This window comes from Micromonospora sp. CA-240977 (genome assembly GCF_050942285.1).
In the GTDB taxonomy this organism is placed as follows: Bacteria; Actinomycetota; Actinomycetes; order Mycobacteriales; family Micromonosporaceae; genus Micromonospora.
Window position 1 is genome coordinate 150,503 of sequence record NZ_CP192055.1, and the last position, 13,490, is coordinate 163,992.

A 13,490-nucleotide genomic window follows, 5' to 3' on the forward strand; every position below is an offset into this window, starting at 1 on the left:
CCGTGTCGCTCGACCCCACGACTGCCGAGCGTCGAGCCCTGATCACCGGGGCCACCGCCGGCATCGGCGCGGCGTTCGCCCGGCGGCTGGCCGCCGACGGTTGGCACCTGGTGCTCGTCGCCCGCGACGCGGCCCGGTTGGCCGAGCTGGCCGGCGAGTTGGGTTCTGTCCACGGCCGCGACATGGAGACGATCCCGGCGGATCTGTCCACCGACGACGGGTGCGCCATCGTGGAGCGACGGCTCGCGGACGGCGGCCCCGTGCACCTGTTGGTCAACAACGCCGGGATCAGCTTGAACAAACCGTTCCTGCGGTCCACCGCGGAGGACGAGGCGCGCCTGTTGCGGCTCAACGTGCACGCGGTCATGCGGCTGACCCTGGCGGCGTTGCGACCGATGACCGAACGCCGAAATGGGGCAGTGATAAATGTCTCTTCGGTTGCGGGGTTCGGCACGGCGATGCCCGGTTCGACGTACTCGGCCAGCAAGGCGTGGGTCACCAACTTCAGCGAGTCCGTTGGCCTGTCGGCCCGGCCGTTCGGGGTCCGGGTGATGGCCCTCTGCCCCGGCTACACGCGCACCGAGTTCCACGAGCGGGCCGGCATCAACATGTCGAAGACGCCCGAGTGGCTGTGGCTGCGGGCCGAGGATGTGGTTGACGAAGCCCTGCGTGACCTGGGCAAAGGCAAGATGGTCAGTGTCCCGGCATGGAAGTACAAGGTGGTCGTCGCCGGCATGCGGCATGCGCCGCGTCGACTCCTCCAGGCGGTCGCCCGGGACACCCGCGGCCGGATCGGCCGCGACGAGCGCTGAGCCCCGACAGGCCCGCCGGCGCTCGGTGGTCGGTGCGGAGACGTTGGCGCGCCGCTGTCAGCACAGTCGCTGAGCGTAGTCGAACATCGCCAACCATCGGTCCCTCGCCGGGCTGATCAGGGTGGACCCCACACACGCCGTTCAGACTTGCGCAGTAACCTCTATCGCCATGGGGGACCACGACGACCTGCGTAAATTCATTACCGACCTGGCCGTGGTCCACGGGCGGGTCGTGCTCTCCTCGGGGCGTGAGGCGGACTGGTACGTGGACCTGCGGCGCGTCACGCTCCATCACCAGGCCGCTCCTCTGGTCGGCCGGGTGTTGCTCGACCTCACCGCCGACTGGGATTACGCCGCGGTCGGCGGCCTCACCCTGGGCGCGGATCCCGTCGCGCTCTCGATGCTGCACGCCGCCGCTCCGACCGGCCGTGCCCTGGACGCCTTTGTGGTGCGCAAGGCGGGCAAGGCACACGGTCTGCAACGGCGGATCGAGGGACCGGAGGTGGCCGGCCGCCGGGTGTTGGCGGTGGAGGACACGTCCACGACGGGCGGAAGTGTGTTGACCGCTGTCGAGGCGCTTCGCGAGGCCGGAGCGGAAGTCGTGGGCGTGGCGGTTATTGTTGATCGAGGCGCCGGCGACGCGGTGCGAGCCGCCGGATTGCCTTACCGGGCGGCCTATACGTTGGCTGACCTCGGCCTCTTGGCGTAAAAGTTTGCCGATTCGGATCTGCTGATATGCAGGCGGATCGATGCTGCTGGTGGAAGGATGGAATACGTGGGAACTGCGTTGGCCGAAATGACTATGCCTCAGATCTCGCCGCTTAACGGCGAGCCGATCGAACGTGCCGATGCCGAGCGTCTCGCCGGGGTCCTCAAGGCCCTTGCGGATCCTGCTCGGCTGCGGCTGCTCAGCCTGATCCAGTCGGCCCCAGAGGGCGAGGCGTGCGTCTGTGACCTGACGGCGCCGCTCGGCCTCTCTCAGCCGACGGTCAGTCATCACCTGCGTATCCTCACCGAGGCGGGCTTGCTGCAGCGGGAGAAGCGCGGTGTCTGGGCGTACTACAGCCTGGTCCCGAGTGCGATCGCGACGATCGCCGACCTGCTGACCCCGCCGCGTAAGCGGGCCACCAAGAAGGCCCGCTGACGTAGGCACTGCACGCCGTCCCGCGCCGGGACGGCGTCCGGTGGCGAGCCAGGGGTGGCGCCATCGGTGGGTAACACCTGCTCGTCCCCGGCCGCACCGCCGGAGGCCGGGTCCGACATGCCGACGGCCGACCCCCGCACCAGGGGGCCGGCCGTCGTCGTCGTCAGTGGGCTCAGCGGTCCTGGCCGTGCTCCGGGCGGTGCCGGCCGTGCTGGTGCCGGTCGTGGTCGAACGCCTCGCGGGCCGCGTCCACAGCGCCGGCGGCGCTGGCCGCCGCGACCACAGCGACCGCCTCGCCGCGCTTGCGGGCACGCCGGTCGCGGAGGAACTCGAAGAAGATCGGCAACACCGAGATCAGGATGATCAGGGCCACCACCGGCAGGATGTAGCGGTCGATCTTGTCGCCGATGGCGTCGTAGATCTGCTCGGCGAGCAGGTAGCCGATCAGCAGGATGCCGTCCACCCAGAGCACCGCGCCGACGATGTTCCAGACCAGGAACTTCCGGGCCGGCATGCCCAGCGCGCCCGCGACCGGGTTGAGGAACGTCCGGACGATCGGAATGAAGCGCGCCAGCACCACGGCCTTCGCCGGGCCGAACTTCTCGAAGTAGTACTCGGCCTTCTCCACGTACTCCTTCTTGAAGAGCCGGGAGTTCGGTCGCTCGAACATCGGCCGGCCGTACCGCGCGCCGAGCCAGTGCCCCAGCTGGGCGCCGAGGACCGCGCAGATCGGCCCACCGATCAGCAGACCGGCAAGGGAGAGGCGGGTGCCGTCGCCGAAGATCGCGTCCGCCACCGGCGACGCGGCCACCCCGGCGAGGAACAGCAGCGAGTCGCCCGGGAAGAAGAAGCCCACCAGCAGGCCGGTTTCGGCGAAGAGGATCACCCACACGCCGATCAGCCCGAAGGTCTGCAACAGATCCTTGGGATCGAGCGGGTTCAGGGCGACGCTCTCCACGAGGGCGCGGGTCTTCTCAGCTGTGTCCACGGCCACAAAGGGTACCGAAGCCCAAGGTCCCGGCCGCGCCGGACCGGTCTCGCACCACCCGCCCGCGTACCGGAGTTCGGTCAGCTCTGCTGCAATGTTCCGCCCGCCCGCTTCCGTCATCTGCGGTAGGACCCCCGGGAGGTGCAGTGACGTACGAGGAGTTCGCGGACACGCGGCTGGCCCCGCTACTGCGGTACGCGGTGATGCTCACCGGTGATCCGCACCAGGCCCAGGACCTGGTCCAGGACACCATGGTCCGGGTCCAACTGAACTGGCGTCGGGTCGCGCGGGCGGACTCGCCCGAGCACTACGTGCGCCGGATGCTCACCAACCAGTACATCGACTGGCGGCGTGGCTCCTGGGTACGTCGGGTGCTGCTGCGCGGGGAGGCCGACCCGACGGTGCCGGTGCCCACCGACCACACCCAGACCGCCGTGGAGCGGGACCAGATCTGGTCCTGGCTGTCCCGGCTGCCGCGCCGGCAACGGGCCACCCTGGTGCTGCGCTACTACGAGGACCTGCCCGACGCGGAGATCGCCGACATCCTCGGCTGTGCCGTCGGGACCGTGCGTTCGTCCATCTCCCGGGCACTGGCCACGCTCCGGGCCGAGTACGTGGAGGCGTGAACATGATTGAGGACGACCTGCGTGCCGCCTTCGACCGGCACGAGCCGCTGACCCCACCGACCGGCCCGCTGCGGGCCGCGATCGACCGGCTGGCGGCACGCCGCCGGCAGCGTCGGCGTCGCTGGCAGGCCGGCGGCACGGCCCTGGCCATGTTCGGCGTACTGGGCCTCGGGGTGCCGCTGTTCACCCCGGAACGCGCCGGGTCGCCGCCGGTCGCCGACCTGCTCGGCGCGTCGAGTCGGCCGGTGGCGACGGGTGCGGTGACCGTGCTGCTGCTCGGCATCGACAGTCGCAAGTCCGCCCCGCCGCTTGCCGACTCGGTGCTGCTGCTGCACCTTCCGGCCGACCGGAGCCGCCCGTACCTGATCTCACTGCCCCGCGACCTGAGGGTGCCGATCCCCGGTCGGGACACCGACAAGCTGAACGCGTCGTTCCTGTTGGGCGCGGGGCACGAGCCAACGGACCTGGCCAAAGGTTATGAGCTGACCCGGCAGACGGTGGCGGAGCTGACCGGCGTCCGCATCGAGACCGGTGTGGTGTTGACGTACTCCGCGCTGCGGTCGCTGACCAACGAGGTGGGCGGAGTGCCGGTCTGCCTGCCCGAGCAGGTGCGGTCGGTCCACACCCGGCGGGTCTTCCCGGCCGCGTGCCAGCGTCTCGACGGCGCCGCGGCGGTCGACCTGCTCCGCCAGCGGCGTGGGCTGTCCGAGGGCAGCCAGGACCGGGACCGCAACGCCCGGATCTACGCCGCCGGGCTTGTGCGTTCGGCCTCCGAGCAGGGCGTGCTGACCAATCCGGTACGACTGGGCAAGCTGCTGAGCGCCGTCCGGCCGGACCTCGCCGTGTCACCGGGTGAGGCCACCATGCTGGACCTCCTGCGGCTCGTTCCGAGCCTGCGCTCGTTGGATCCGGTCGGGCTCAGCCTGCCGGTGAGCGAGCCGACCGGGCCCAGCTACTACCTGGAGGCGGACCCGAAGCTCGCCCCGGAGCTCCTGACCGCGCTGCGCGAGGATCGGCTCGGCGACTGGGTGGCCCGTTATCCGACGCTTGTGGACGGCGCTCGGTGAACGCTCAGCGGTAGTCGTCCTCGTCCCCGGTGACCACCCGGGCCTGCTCGATCGCGTCCCAGTCGTCGACCTCGAAGCCGCGCTGCGGCGCGTCGTCACCGTCGACGGGGCCGGCCACGGCGGCCTGCTCGACGGCGTCCGCCGGCTCCGCCTCGGGGTTGCGCTCGTCCGGGGCGAGGTGGTCGCCGGGGGCGAAGTCCTCATCGGGCTGACCCATCATCCCTCCCGGGGGTCTCGGGGCACGGTTCCCACCCACCGTACGGGCTGAGCCGACACCGCGCCCGGAAGCCGAGTAGGCGGAATCAGCCCTCGACGACGCGACCCGGTGCCAGGATGGTGCGGTGGGCTTTCTCATCCGACTGGCGATCACCGCTGTCGCTCTGTGGATAACCACGCTGATCGTGCCCGGGGTCGACGTGCACGGCCGCTCGGGTGGCAACACCGCGCTCACCCTGATCGTGGTGGCGCTGATCTTCGGTGTGATCAACGCGGTGCTCAAACCGATCATCCGCGTGGTCGGCTGCGTGTTCTACCTGCTGACCCTGGGCCTGTTCGCGCTGGTGGTCAACGCGTTGCTGTTCCTGCTCACCGACCGGATCGCCCGCGGGCTCGACCTGCCGTTCCAGGTGGACGGTTTCTGGGCGGCGTTCTGGGGAGCCATCGTGATGACGGTGGTCACCTGGTTGATCAGCGTCATCGTGCCGGACCACCTGGACCGCCGGTGAACGGCTAGCACCCGGGTCGGTTGTTCCGGCACACCTCACCTGCGGGATACTGCCGGGCGGAGGACAGCGCGGTCCGGCGCACAAATGAACAACAGCGGCCAGTACGGCCGAGAGTGGTAAGTAAGGAGCGCATCACATGCCCATCGCTTCCCCCGAGGCCTACGCGGAGATGCTGGACCGCGCCAAGGCTGGCCGGTACGCGTACCCCGCGATCAACGTGACCTCCTCGCAGACGCTGAACGCGGCGCTCAAGGGCTTTGCCGACGCGGAGAGCGACGGCATCATCCAGGTCTCCACCGGTGGCGCCGAATACCTGTCCGGCCCGTCGATCAAGGACATGGTCACCGGCGCCGTGGCGTTCGCCGCGTACGCGCACGAGGTCGCCAAGAAGTACTCGGTCAACATCGCCCTGCACACCGACCACTGCCCGAAGGACAAGCTGGACAAGTTTGTCCGTCCGCTGATGGGCATCTCGCAGGAGCGGGTGAAGCGCGGCGAGGAGCCGCTGTACCAGTCGCACATGTGGGACGGCTCGGCCGTGCCGGTCGCCGAGAACCTCCAGATCGCCGCCCAGCTCCTCGACGAGGCCGCCAAGGCCAAGATCGTCCTTGAGATCGAGGTCGGCGTCGTCGGTGGCGAGGAGGACGGCGTCGAGAACGCCATCAACGACAAGCTCTACACCACCACCGATGACGGCCTGGCCATGGTCGAGGCGCTCGGCCTCGGCGAGAAGGGCCGCTACATGGCGGCGCTGACCTTCGGCAACGTGCACGGCGTCTACAAGCCGGGCAACGTCAAGCTGCGTCCGGAGATCCTCAAGCAGATCCAGGACGCCGTCGGCGCCAAGTACGGCAAGGACAAGCCGCTCAGCCTGGTCTTCCACGGCGGCTCGGGCTCCCTGCTGAGCGAGATCCGCGAGGCTCTCGACTACGGCGTGGTGAAGATGAACATCGACACCGACACCCAGTACGCCTTCACCCGGCCCGTCGCGGACCACATGCTCCGCAACTACGACGGCGTGCTGAAGATCGACGGCGAGGTCGGCAACAAGAAGCAGTACGACCCGCGCGCCTGGGGCAAGGCCGCCGAGGCCGGCCTGGCCGCCCGGGTCGTCGAGGCGTGCGAGCACCTGCGCTCCACCGGCACCACGATGACCAAGTAACGACGCACCGTCAACGGCCGGCTTCCCCTCGCGGGGAGCCGGCCGTCGTCGTTCAGGCCGTGAGCAGGCGGACCGCCTCGCGTACGTCGTCGGTGAGGTGGATCGTCGACGACAGGTCACCGAACGGCGACGCGGCGAGCAGCGGACGCAGCAACGCCTCCACCGGCAGCTCGGTGGTCCAGTAGCCGCGGTCCAGGAAGATGTACGCGCCGCTGGCGCCGTCGGTGCCGTAGTAGGTCTTGGTGGCCGCCTGGAACACCTCCTGCACAGTGCCCGCCCGCCCCGGCGCGAAGACGATGCCGCCCCGGGCGAGTCGCAGGATGGTGTCCTCCCGGATGGCGTTGGAGAAGTACTTGGCGATCCGCCCGGCGAACAGGTTGGCCGGCTCGTGCCCGTACAGCCAGGTCGGGATGGCCAGGCCACCGGCCCGCGCCCAGGCGAGGTCGTCACCACGTTGCCGGGGCACGCCCGCGTAGCGCTGCCGCACCGTCAACGCCGTGGCCGTGTACCGGTGGTGGTCGGTGAAGTCGGGCGCGCCGGCCAACAGGTCGATCGCCTCGGTCAACTCGGCCGCCGGCCGGTCCGCCAGGTAGGCGCCGAGGTTCGCCGCCTCCATCACCCCCGGACCGCCGCCGGTCACCACCAGCCGGTCGGCCCGCGCCAGCTCCCAACCCAGCACGGCAGCCATCCGGTACGGCGCACTGCCCCGCCGCACCGCGTGCCCACCCATGATGCCCACCACCGACTGCGGCCCGTGTCGGGCCAGCCAGGCCCGGGTGGCGTCGGTCAGCGCATTGTCGACGCCGTGGTCGTGCAGTCGCTGACCCAGCGCCTCCTTGACGTCGGGCAGCGCGCCGCCGTGCGCCCGGTAGTGGTCGTACACCCGGGTGTCGTACATCCCGGTGAACCCGCCCTCGGCGAACCCGGCCGCCAACTCCTGCGGGGTGTAGAGGTGCGACGGCTGGGTCGGGTACGGCAGCCCCGAGAACGGTGGCACCACGTTCGCGCCGCGCCGGACCAGGTCGGCCCCGACGTCCCGGGAGGCGAACCGGCATCCCACGAAGAGCGTGCCGGCGACCTCGATGTCCGTCAGGTCGGGCACCGGCGTCAGATCGAGGCGCAGGCCCTGCACGGTCAGCCCGGTCAGTCGGCCGGTGGCCAACTGCCTGTCGAACTCGTCGCGGGTCTGGATCTCGTCGGCGTGCAGCTGCGGCTCGATGACGTCCGCGGGAGGTGGGGTCGGCACCCGGCCATCCTGCCCGTCCGCCGGGGGCGGCCAAACCTCGGGCCCGGGGGTGCGACCGACAGGAGCCCGGTGACCGTGGCCACCGGGCTCCTGCGTAACCGGTTCCTGGGGAGGCTCCGGACCATTAGTTGTAGTGGAAAACACTTGGCAGCGGCATAGGCCGCAGGCGTGACCAACTCCTCAGCCGTTCAGCCGAACGCGTCGGCCGACCCGCTCGCGTGTCGCCCTCTCCAGCGGGTTGAATGGGGCGATGCAGAACCTTTTGCCAGAGCCACCGGCCACCCGCCTGCCCGCGAACGACGAGGCCGACGCCGCCCTGGCCGCCGCCGACGAGGCCGGCACCGATGAGGCGTTCGCCAGCGTGGCGGCCCGCTTCCCCACCTTCAGCGCGGCCTGGGCGGAGCTCGCCGCCCGGTCGTTCGCGCACGACCAGGTGGTGACGGCGTACGCCTACGCCCGCACCGGCTACCACCGGGGCCTCGACCAGCTGCGCCGCAGCGGGTGGAAGGGGCACGGCCCGGTGCCGTGGTCACACGAGCCCAACCGGGGCTTCCTCCGCTGCCTCTACGTGCTGTCCCGGGCAGCGGACGAGATCGGCGAGGCCGACGAGGCGGCCCGCTGCGCCCAGTTCCTGCGTGACTGTGACCCGGAAGCGGCGGACGCGCTGGCGAGCAACTGATCCCGATCCGACGGCCGGCCCGACAGCGGGCCGGCCGTCGGCGGGTCACAGCCCTTCGGCGACCGCGGCGGCGATCTTCAGCCAGGCGTCCCGGGTGGCCGCGGAGAGTCCGCCGTACCGGATCGGCTCACCCGTGTCGATGAGCCGCTCGTACGGGGCCAGCAGCACCGCCCGGGTGCGGGCCGCGAAGTGCTCCTGGATGGCCGGCAGGTCGATCTCCTTGCGCGACGGCGGCATCGACACCACCGTCACGGCCTGGCGGACCAGCCGCTGCCGGCCGCTCTGCTCCAGGTGGTCGAGCATCCGGGCGGCGGTCTCCGCGGAGTCGTTACGGGCCGACATGGTGACCACCAACTGGTCGGTGGCGTCCATCGAGGCCTGCCAGTTCTGCGCCCGGACGTTGTTGCCGGTGTCCACGAAGATCAGCTTGTAGAACCGGCTGACCACCTCACGGATCTCGGCGAACGCGGCTGCGGTCAGCATCTCGCCGCCGGTGGCCGACTCGTCCGAGGCCAGCACGTCGAACATCCCCTCGCCCTGCGAGCGGACGTACTGCGACAGGTCGCCGACCCGCCCGTGGGCGCCCTGGAACTGCCCGAGATCCCGCAGCATGTCCCGCACGGTGCGGGAGTGGAAGTCCTGTTGGGCACGCATCCCCAGGGTGCCCTGGGTCTCGTTGTTGTCCCAGGCGAGGACGTAACCACCGCGCTTCTGGCCGAACGTCATGGCGAGCAGCAGGATGGCCACCGTCTTGCCGGCGCCGCCCTTCGGGTTGACAACGGTCACCTGCCGCAGCCCGCCGAAGTTGCGGCGCACCATCTCGATGTCCCGCTTGAGCTCCTGCTCGTGCCGCCCCGGGGACAGCCGGAGCAGCCCCATCCTGTTGACCACCGCGCGGACACCCATTGTCGCCACCGGGTCGGCGGGCCGGACCTGCCGGCGTCGGGTGAAGTCCTCGGCGGTCGGTACCGCGGTCTCCTCCGGCGTCCAGCTCGCGTCCGGGTACGCGGCCGCATCCGGGTACCCGGCGGCGGGCACCCGGGTCACCCCCTCAGCCTCCTGATAGGGCTGCCCGGGCTGGACGCCGGGCGCGCCCTGCTGCCACGGCGGTGGGTACCAACCCGGAGACGGCGGAAACGGCCCGGGCGGTGGGGTCGCCGGCCCGGCCTGCGGGGGAGCCTGCGGCGGCAGGTTGCTGAACTGCGTCAGGTCTGGTGGCGGCGGGATGTGCCCGGGACCGGCCTGACCGGGGATCGCCGGGGTGAACGACTGTCCCGGGTACGCCGGACCGGAGTGCGGCGGCTGCGGCGCGGGAGGCGGCGTCGTGGCGGCGGCCTCGTCGTGGGCCGGCGCGGACGCTCCGGCGGGGCGTTGCGGCGGATAGGCCCACGGCGACTCGGTGGGACGTCCCACCCCGGCGGCAGATCCGTCCCCTCCGGTCCCGTCGACCTGCGGCGTCGGTCCGGCTGCCGCGGGTCCGGCCGGTGCTGAGGCCGCCGAGGTCGGGGTTGCGCCGTTCGGGCGCTCGGAGGGCGTGCGCGCTGCGGTGGGCGTCGAGGCCGTGGTGGGCTGATCCAGGGTGAACGGCAGGTCCAGGTCGACACCACCCGGGGGGATCGGCGAGGCCGCGCCGGCGACCGGACCCCGGTCGCCAGCCGGCGCCTGCGCCGCCCTGGCCGCGCCGGCGCCGGTCGTCCCGGCCGCGCTGCTGGTCGTTCCGACTGCGGCGCCGGTCGTCCCGGCGGCGGTGCTGGCCGCGCTGCTGGTCGCCTCGGCGGTGCTGGTCGTCCCGGCTCCGGGGCTCGTCGTCTCCGGCTGGCGGGCCGGCGACGCGGAGGCGGCGTGCGGTGCCGCAGCCCGTGCGGGCGCGACGGGGGCGCCACTGCCGGCCGAGCCGCCGTTGCTCCCGGGAGCGCGGGTTGCCGGGTTGCCGGTTGCCGCTGGCGTGCCCGGTGCCCCTGGCGTGCCGGGGGTAAGCGGCGTGCCCGGTGCCCCTGGCGTGCCCGAGGTCGGCGGCGTCCCCGGTGCCGACCCGGCAGTTGGTGCCGCCGGGTCAGCCGGTGGCCAACTCGGCTGTGCTGGTGGCGCCCAGCCGGACGCGGCGGCGGACGAGTTGCCGACGCCCCAGCCGCCGGGCGCCGGAACGGCACCGGAGAGCGACGGGTAGTCGGACGGCGAAGGCGGCGGTTGGGCCGGGGCCCCGGGTTGCCCGGGAACCGGCGGCCGATTGATCGGCGGCGCGGCAACCGGCGGCATCACCGGCCCCGGCGCGGCAGACGACGGCGCACCCCGCTGGTGGGCGACCGCCGCCCACGGCGGCACCGCGTTACCCGTGCCGCGGTCGGCCGGATCCGGCGGCCAGAGTGGTTCGATGTCCCGCTCTGGCACCGGCTGCTGGCCGTGCACCTGCGCCCGGTCGGCGTTCTCGTCCATTACGGCCCCTCCCAGTCCTCCTGCGAGGATAGGCCCATCCGCCCGGACGGGGCCGTCGGCGCAGCCGGGCCTCCGCTCGGCGCAGCCAGGATCAGATCGACCAGACCGCCCAGGCGCCCGGCTCGATCCACCAGGAACGCTTTCGGGTCAGCTCACCCTCGACACCATCGTCGAGGTAGGGGACCTTCCCCTCCCGGGGCAGCACCGAAACGGCCCGCCCACGGGTCCGCCGCACCTCCAGGCGTACCCGTTTGCGGCCCAGCGCCGAGCGGACCACCACCGGCACGGCCACCGCGACCTCGATCTGGCCGTCCGCCGGGTCCGGCGCGCTGAGCAGCACCACGTCGTCGAGCCTCGCGTATCCGCCGGCGTTGCCGACCACGCAGGCCAGTAGCGGTTCGTCACCGTTGGTGAGGACGGTGTCGTCAACCTCCACCCGGGCGCGCCAGTGCAGCGGCTGGCCGGCCTCGTCGGCGGCGCCGAGCAGCGCGCCGTCCAGGGTCACCGATCCACCGTCGTTGCGCAGCAGGTCGAGTCGGCGTGCCGTGCCGTCCACCACCGCGGCGGCCACCGCCGCCGGGTCCCGCGGCAGCCCGAGCTGCGCGGCCAGGTCCTGCTGGGGGCCGCCGCGGGCCGGATCGAGCGGGAGTACGGCCACCGGCGGCAGGTCGGGCAGGGTGCGGTTGCCGGGCAGATCCGTCGGTCGCCTGCTCGGCGCCGGCGCGTACCGCCGGACCAGTCGGCGCAGCACGGCGCGCAACTGCCCGTCGCTCGCCGTGGCGACGACCAGCCGGGTCTTGCCGTCCGGGTCGGGCCAGGTGAGGCCGTCCGGGCGGGCGGGACCGTCGAGCCGGGCCAGCACCGCGTCGATCTCCGCGTCGGAGTGGGCGGTGATCATTTCCACCCGGGCACCCCTGGCGATCAGCGCGTCGGAGCAGGCAAGCACCGGCACCCGGGGCCGCTCGGTGGCGCACCGCTCGGTGTCGCCGCCGCTCTGGGCCGGGGAAGCCTGGCCGCCGTCGGTCTGGGTCGTCGGGTCGGTCGCGCCGCCGCAGCAGGCCCCACCGCTGCCACAGCCCCCGGGAGCGTCCCGCTCCGAAGCGAGGGTGAGCAGCACCACGTCGTACACGGAAGGAGCCTCCTGCCTATCGACGCGACCCCTGCCGGCCACGCCGTCACTACTTGTTAACCTGACACCCCGGGCTCGCCAACCGGTCGCCACCTGGCACCCGAGCCTTCTGGAGGCGGAAAAGATGCCAGCGATCGTGCTCATCGGCGCTCAGTGGGGCGACGAGGGCAAGGGCAAGGTTACCGACCTGCTGGGTGAGCGGGTCGACTACGTCGTGCGCTACTCCGGTGGCAACAACGCCGGCCACACGGTGATCACCCCAGACGGCCAGAAGTACGCGCTGCACCTGATGCCGTCCGGCGCGCTCTCGCCGAACGCGATGATCATCATCGGCAACGGTGTGGTGGTCGATCCGAAGGTGCTGCTCGCCGAGATCGACGGCCTGGCCGAGCGCGGCGTCGACGTGTCCCGGCTACGGATCTCCGGTGACGCGCACCTGATCATGCCGCACCACCGGGCACTGGACCGGGTGATCGAGCGTTATCTCGGCTCGTCGCGGATCGGCACGACCGGCCGGGGCATCGGCCCGGCGTACGGCGACAAGGTCGCCCGGATCGGCATCCGGCTCCAGGATCTGCTCGACCCGGGCATCCTGCGGAAGAAGCTGGAACTCGCGCTGCGCGAGAAGAACCAGATCCTGTTCAAGGTCTACAACCGCAAGGCGATCGACCTTGAGGCGACCGTCGAGGAGTACCTGGCGTACGCCGAGCGGCTCAAGCCGTACATCGCGGAGACCCGGGCGATGCTCTGGGACGCCCTGGACCGGGGCGACACGGTGCTGCTGGAGGGCGCGCAGGCCACCATGCTCGACATGGACCACGGCACGTACCCCTTCGTGACCTCGTCCAACCCGACCGCCGGTGGTGCCTGCGTGGGTGCCGGCATCCCGCCGACCGCGATCAACAAGGTGATCGCGGTGAGCAAGGCGTACACCACCCGGGTCGGCGCGGGACCGTTCCCGACCGAGCTGTTCGACGCCAACGGCGACCACCTGCGCAAGATCGGTGCGGAGTACGGCACCACCACCGGGCGGGAGCGTCGGTGTGGCTGGTTCGACGCGGTCGTCGCCCGGTACGCCTGCCGCCTCAACGGCGTGACCGACCTGGTCATCACCAAGCTGGACGTACTCACCGGCCTGCCCAAGGTGCCGCTCTGCGTCGGCTACGAGATCAACGGCGTCCGGGTCGACGACATGCCGATGAGCCAGACGGACTTCCACCACGCCACGCCCGTCTACGAGGAACTCGACGGCTGGTGGGAGGACATCACCAAGGCGCGGACCGCCGAAGACCTACCGGAGAACGCCCGCCGCTACATCGCCCGGGTAGAGGAACTCTGCAACACCAAGGTGAGCGTCGTAGGCGTAGGCCCCGGCCGAGAAGAAAACGTGGTCCTCCACCCCCTCCTCCCCTAACCCGACCCCACCCCCTCCCCACCCTGGTCGCCCCGGTCGCCCCGGTGATCATGAGGTTGACGGCT

14 protein-coding genes and 1 pseudogene are annotated in these 13,490 nt (G+C 71.6%); 10 read left to right on the top strand and 5 right to left on the bottom strand.

What is annotated here, in order from left to right; translation table 11 throughout:
• Nucleotides 1-2 precede the first annotated feature (2 nt).
• The 3 genes from ACQPWW_RS00750 (at nucleotide 3) to ACQPWW_RS00760 (ending at nucleotide 1,956) form a co-directional block, all read left to right on the top strand.
• Nucleotides 3-812, top strand: coding sequence for an SDR family NAD(P)-dependent oxidoreductase (locus ACQPWW_RS00750; protein WP_433128119.1), 810 nt, complete (start codon nucleotides 3-5; stop codon nucleotides 810-812).
• Between the two features lie 169 nt (nucleotides 813-981).
• Nucleotides 982-1,521, top strand: a complete 540-nt coding sequence (locus ACQPWW_RS00755) for an orotate phosphoribosyltransferase (protein WP_433128121.1) — start codon at nucleotides 982-984, stop codon at nucleotides 1,519-1,521.
• A gap of 57 nt (nucleotides 1,522-1,578) precedes the next feature.
• On the top strand, nucleotides 1,579-1,956 hold the full coding sequence (locus tag ACQPWW_RS00760) for an ArsR/SmtB family transcription factor (RefSeq protein WP_030332125.1): 378 nt from the start codon (nucleotides 1,579-1,581) through the stop codon (nucleotides 1,954-1,956).
• 172 nt (nucleotides 1,957-2,128) lie between these two features.
• Here ACQPWW_RS00760 and ACQPWW_RS00765 read toward each other — a convergent pair whose 3' ends face one another.
• The gene (locus ACQPWW_RS00765; protein WP_433128124.1) at nucleotides 2,129-2,950 is read right to left on the bottom strand and encodes a DedA family protein; all 822 of its coding nucleotides are present in this window, start codon (nucleotides 2,948-2,950) and stop codon (nucleotides 2,129-2,131) included.
• 140 nt (nucleotides 2,951-3,090) lie between these two features.
• Between ACQPWW_RS00765 and ACQPWW_RS00770 the strand changes: the two genes are divergently transcribed.
• The gene (locus ACQPWW_RS00770) at nucleotides 3,091-3,570 is read left to right on the top strand and encodes a SigE family RNA polymerase sigma factor (RefSeq protein WP_433128126.1); all 480 of its coding nucleotides are present in this window, start codon (nucleotides 3,091-3,093) and stop codon (nucleotides 3,568-3,570) included.
• Nucleotides 3,571-3,572: 2 nt separating this feature from the next.
• On the top strand, nucleotides 3,573-4,637 hold the full coding sequence (locus ACQPWW_RS00775) for an LCP family protein (RefSeq protein WP_433128128.1): 1,065 nt from the start codon (nucleotides 3,573-3,575) through the stop codon (nucleotides 4,635-4,637).
• 4 nt (nucleotides 4,638-4,641) lie between these two features.
• On the opposite strand, the gene ACQPWW_RS00780 is transcribed toward ACQPWW_RS00775, so the two are convergent.
• Nucleotides 4,642-4,854 (bottom strand): hypothetical protein, encoded by a 213-nt coding sequence (locus ACQPWW_RS00780; RefSeq protein ID WP_433128130.1) that lies wholly within the window; start codon nucleotides 4,852-4,854, stop codon nucleotides 4,642-4,644.
• A 124-nt stretch (nucleotides 4,855-4,978) separates the two neighbouring features.
• On the opposite strand from ACQPWW_RS00780, the gene ACQPWW_RS00785 reads away from it, so the two are divergent.
• Both ACQPWW_RS00785 and fbaA read left to right on the top strand, forming a co-directional pair.
• Nucleotides 4,979-5,362, top strand: coding sequence for a phage holin family protein (locus tag ACQPWW_RS00785; protein ID WP_433128132.1), 384 nt, complete (start codon nucleotides 4,979-4,981; stop codon nucleotides 5,360-5,362).
• Nucleotides 5,363-5,498: 136 nt separating this feature from the next.
• Nucleotides 5,499-6,524, top strand: coding sequence for a class II fructose-bisphosphate aldolase (gene fbaA / locus ACQPWW_RS00790; RefSeq protein WP_112640940.1), 1,026 nt, complete (start codon nucleotides 5,499-5,501; stop codon nucleotides 6,522-6,524).
• A 52-nt stretch (nucleotides 6,525-6,576) separates the two neighbouring features.
• Here the strand turns inward: fbaA and ACQPWW_RS00795 are convergent, their stop codons facing one another.
• A complete protein-coding gene (locus ACQPWW_RS00795; RefSeq protein WP_433128135.1) occupies nucleotides 6,577-7,770 on the bottom strand; it encodes an LOG family protein in 1,194 nt (397 codons plus the stop codon).
• A gap of 250 nt (nucleotides 7,771-8,020) precedes the next feature.
• Between ACQPWW_RS00795 and ACQPWW_RS00800 the strand changes: the two genes are divergently transcribed.
• Complete coding sequence (locus tag ACQPWW_RS00800) at nucleotides 8,021-8,449, top strand: DUF3151 domain-containing protein (RefSeq protein ID WP_433128137.1); 429 nt, start codon at nucleotides 8,021-8,023, stop codon at nucleotides 8,447-8,449.
• Between the two features lie 45 nt (nucleotides 8,450-8,494).
• On the opposite strand, the pseudogene ACQPWW_RS00805 reads toward ACQPWW_RS00800, so the two are convergent.
• Nucleotides 8,495-10,305, bottom strand: a pseudogene (locus tag ACQPWW_RS00805) (chromosome partitioning protein).
• A gap of 125 nt (nucleotides 10,306-10,430) precedes the next feature.
• Here ACQPWW_RS00805 and ACQPWW_RS00810 point away from each other — a divergent pair.
• Nucleotides 10,431-10,616 carry a hypothetical protein gene (locus tag ACQPWW_RS00810; RefSeq protein WP_433128139.1) on the top strand — a complete coding sequence of 62 codons (186 nt, stop codon included), beginning with the start codon at nucleotides 10,431-10,433 and terminating at the stop codon, nucleotides 10,614-10,616.
• 357 nt (nucleotides 10,617-10,973) lie between these two features.
• Here the strand turns inward: ACQPWW_RS00810 and ACQPWW_RS00815 are convergent, their stop codons facing one another.
• Nucleotides 10,974-12,011, bottom strand: coding sequence for a hypothetical protein (locus ACQPWW_RS00815; RefSeq protein ID WP_433128141.1), 1,038 nt, complete (start codon nucleotides 12,009-12,011; stop codon nucleotides 10,974-10,976).
• Between the two features lie 124 nt (nucleotides 12,012-12,135).
• On the opposite strand from ACQPWW_RS00815, the gene ACQPWW_RS00820 reads away from it, so the two are divergent.
• Nucleotides 12,136-13,425: an adenylosuccinate synthase gene (locus tag ACQPWW_RS00820; RefSeq protein ID WP_433128143.1), complete on the top strand. Its 1,290-nt coding sequence runs from the start codon at nucleotides 12,136-12,138 to the stop codon at nucleotides 13,423-13,425.
• Nucleotides 13,426-13,490 lie beyond the last annotated feature (65 nt).

Coding starts and splice junctions, on each gene's coding strand:
- ACQPWW_RS00760 (WP_030332125.1), top strand. CDS start 1,579: ATGGAATACGTGGGAACTGCGTTGGCCGAAATGACTATGCCTCAGATC.
- ACQPWW_RS00820 (WP_433128143.1), top strand. CDS start 12,136: ATGCCAGCGATCGTGCTCATCGGCGCTCAGTGGGGCGACGAGGGCAAG.
- ACQPWW_RS00755 (WP_433128121.1), top strand. CDS start 982: ATGGGGGACCACGACGACCTGCGTAAATTCATTACCGACCTGGCCGTG.
- fbaA (WP_112640940.1), top strand. CDS start 5,499: ATGCCCATCGCTTCCCCCGAGGCCTACGCGGAGATGCTGGACCGCGCC.
- ACQPWW_RS00800 (WP_433128137.1), top strand. CDS start 8,021: ATGCAGAACCTTTTGCCAGAGCCACCGGCCACCCGCCTGCCCGCGAAC.
- ACQPWW_RS00780 (WP_433128130.1), bottom strand. CDS start 4,854: ATGGGTCAGCCCGATGAGGACTTCGCCCCCGGCGACCACCTCGCCCCG.
- ACQPWW_RS00775 (WP_433128128.1), top strand. CDS start 3,573: ATGATTGAGGACGACCTGCGTGCCGCCTTCGACCGGCACGAGCCGCTG.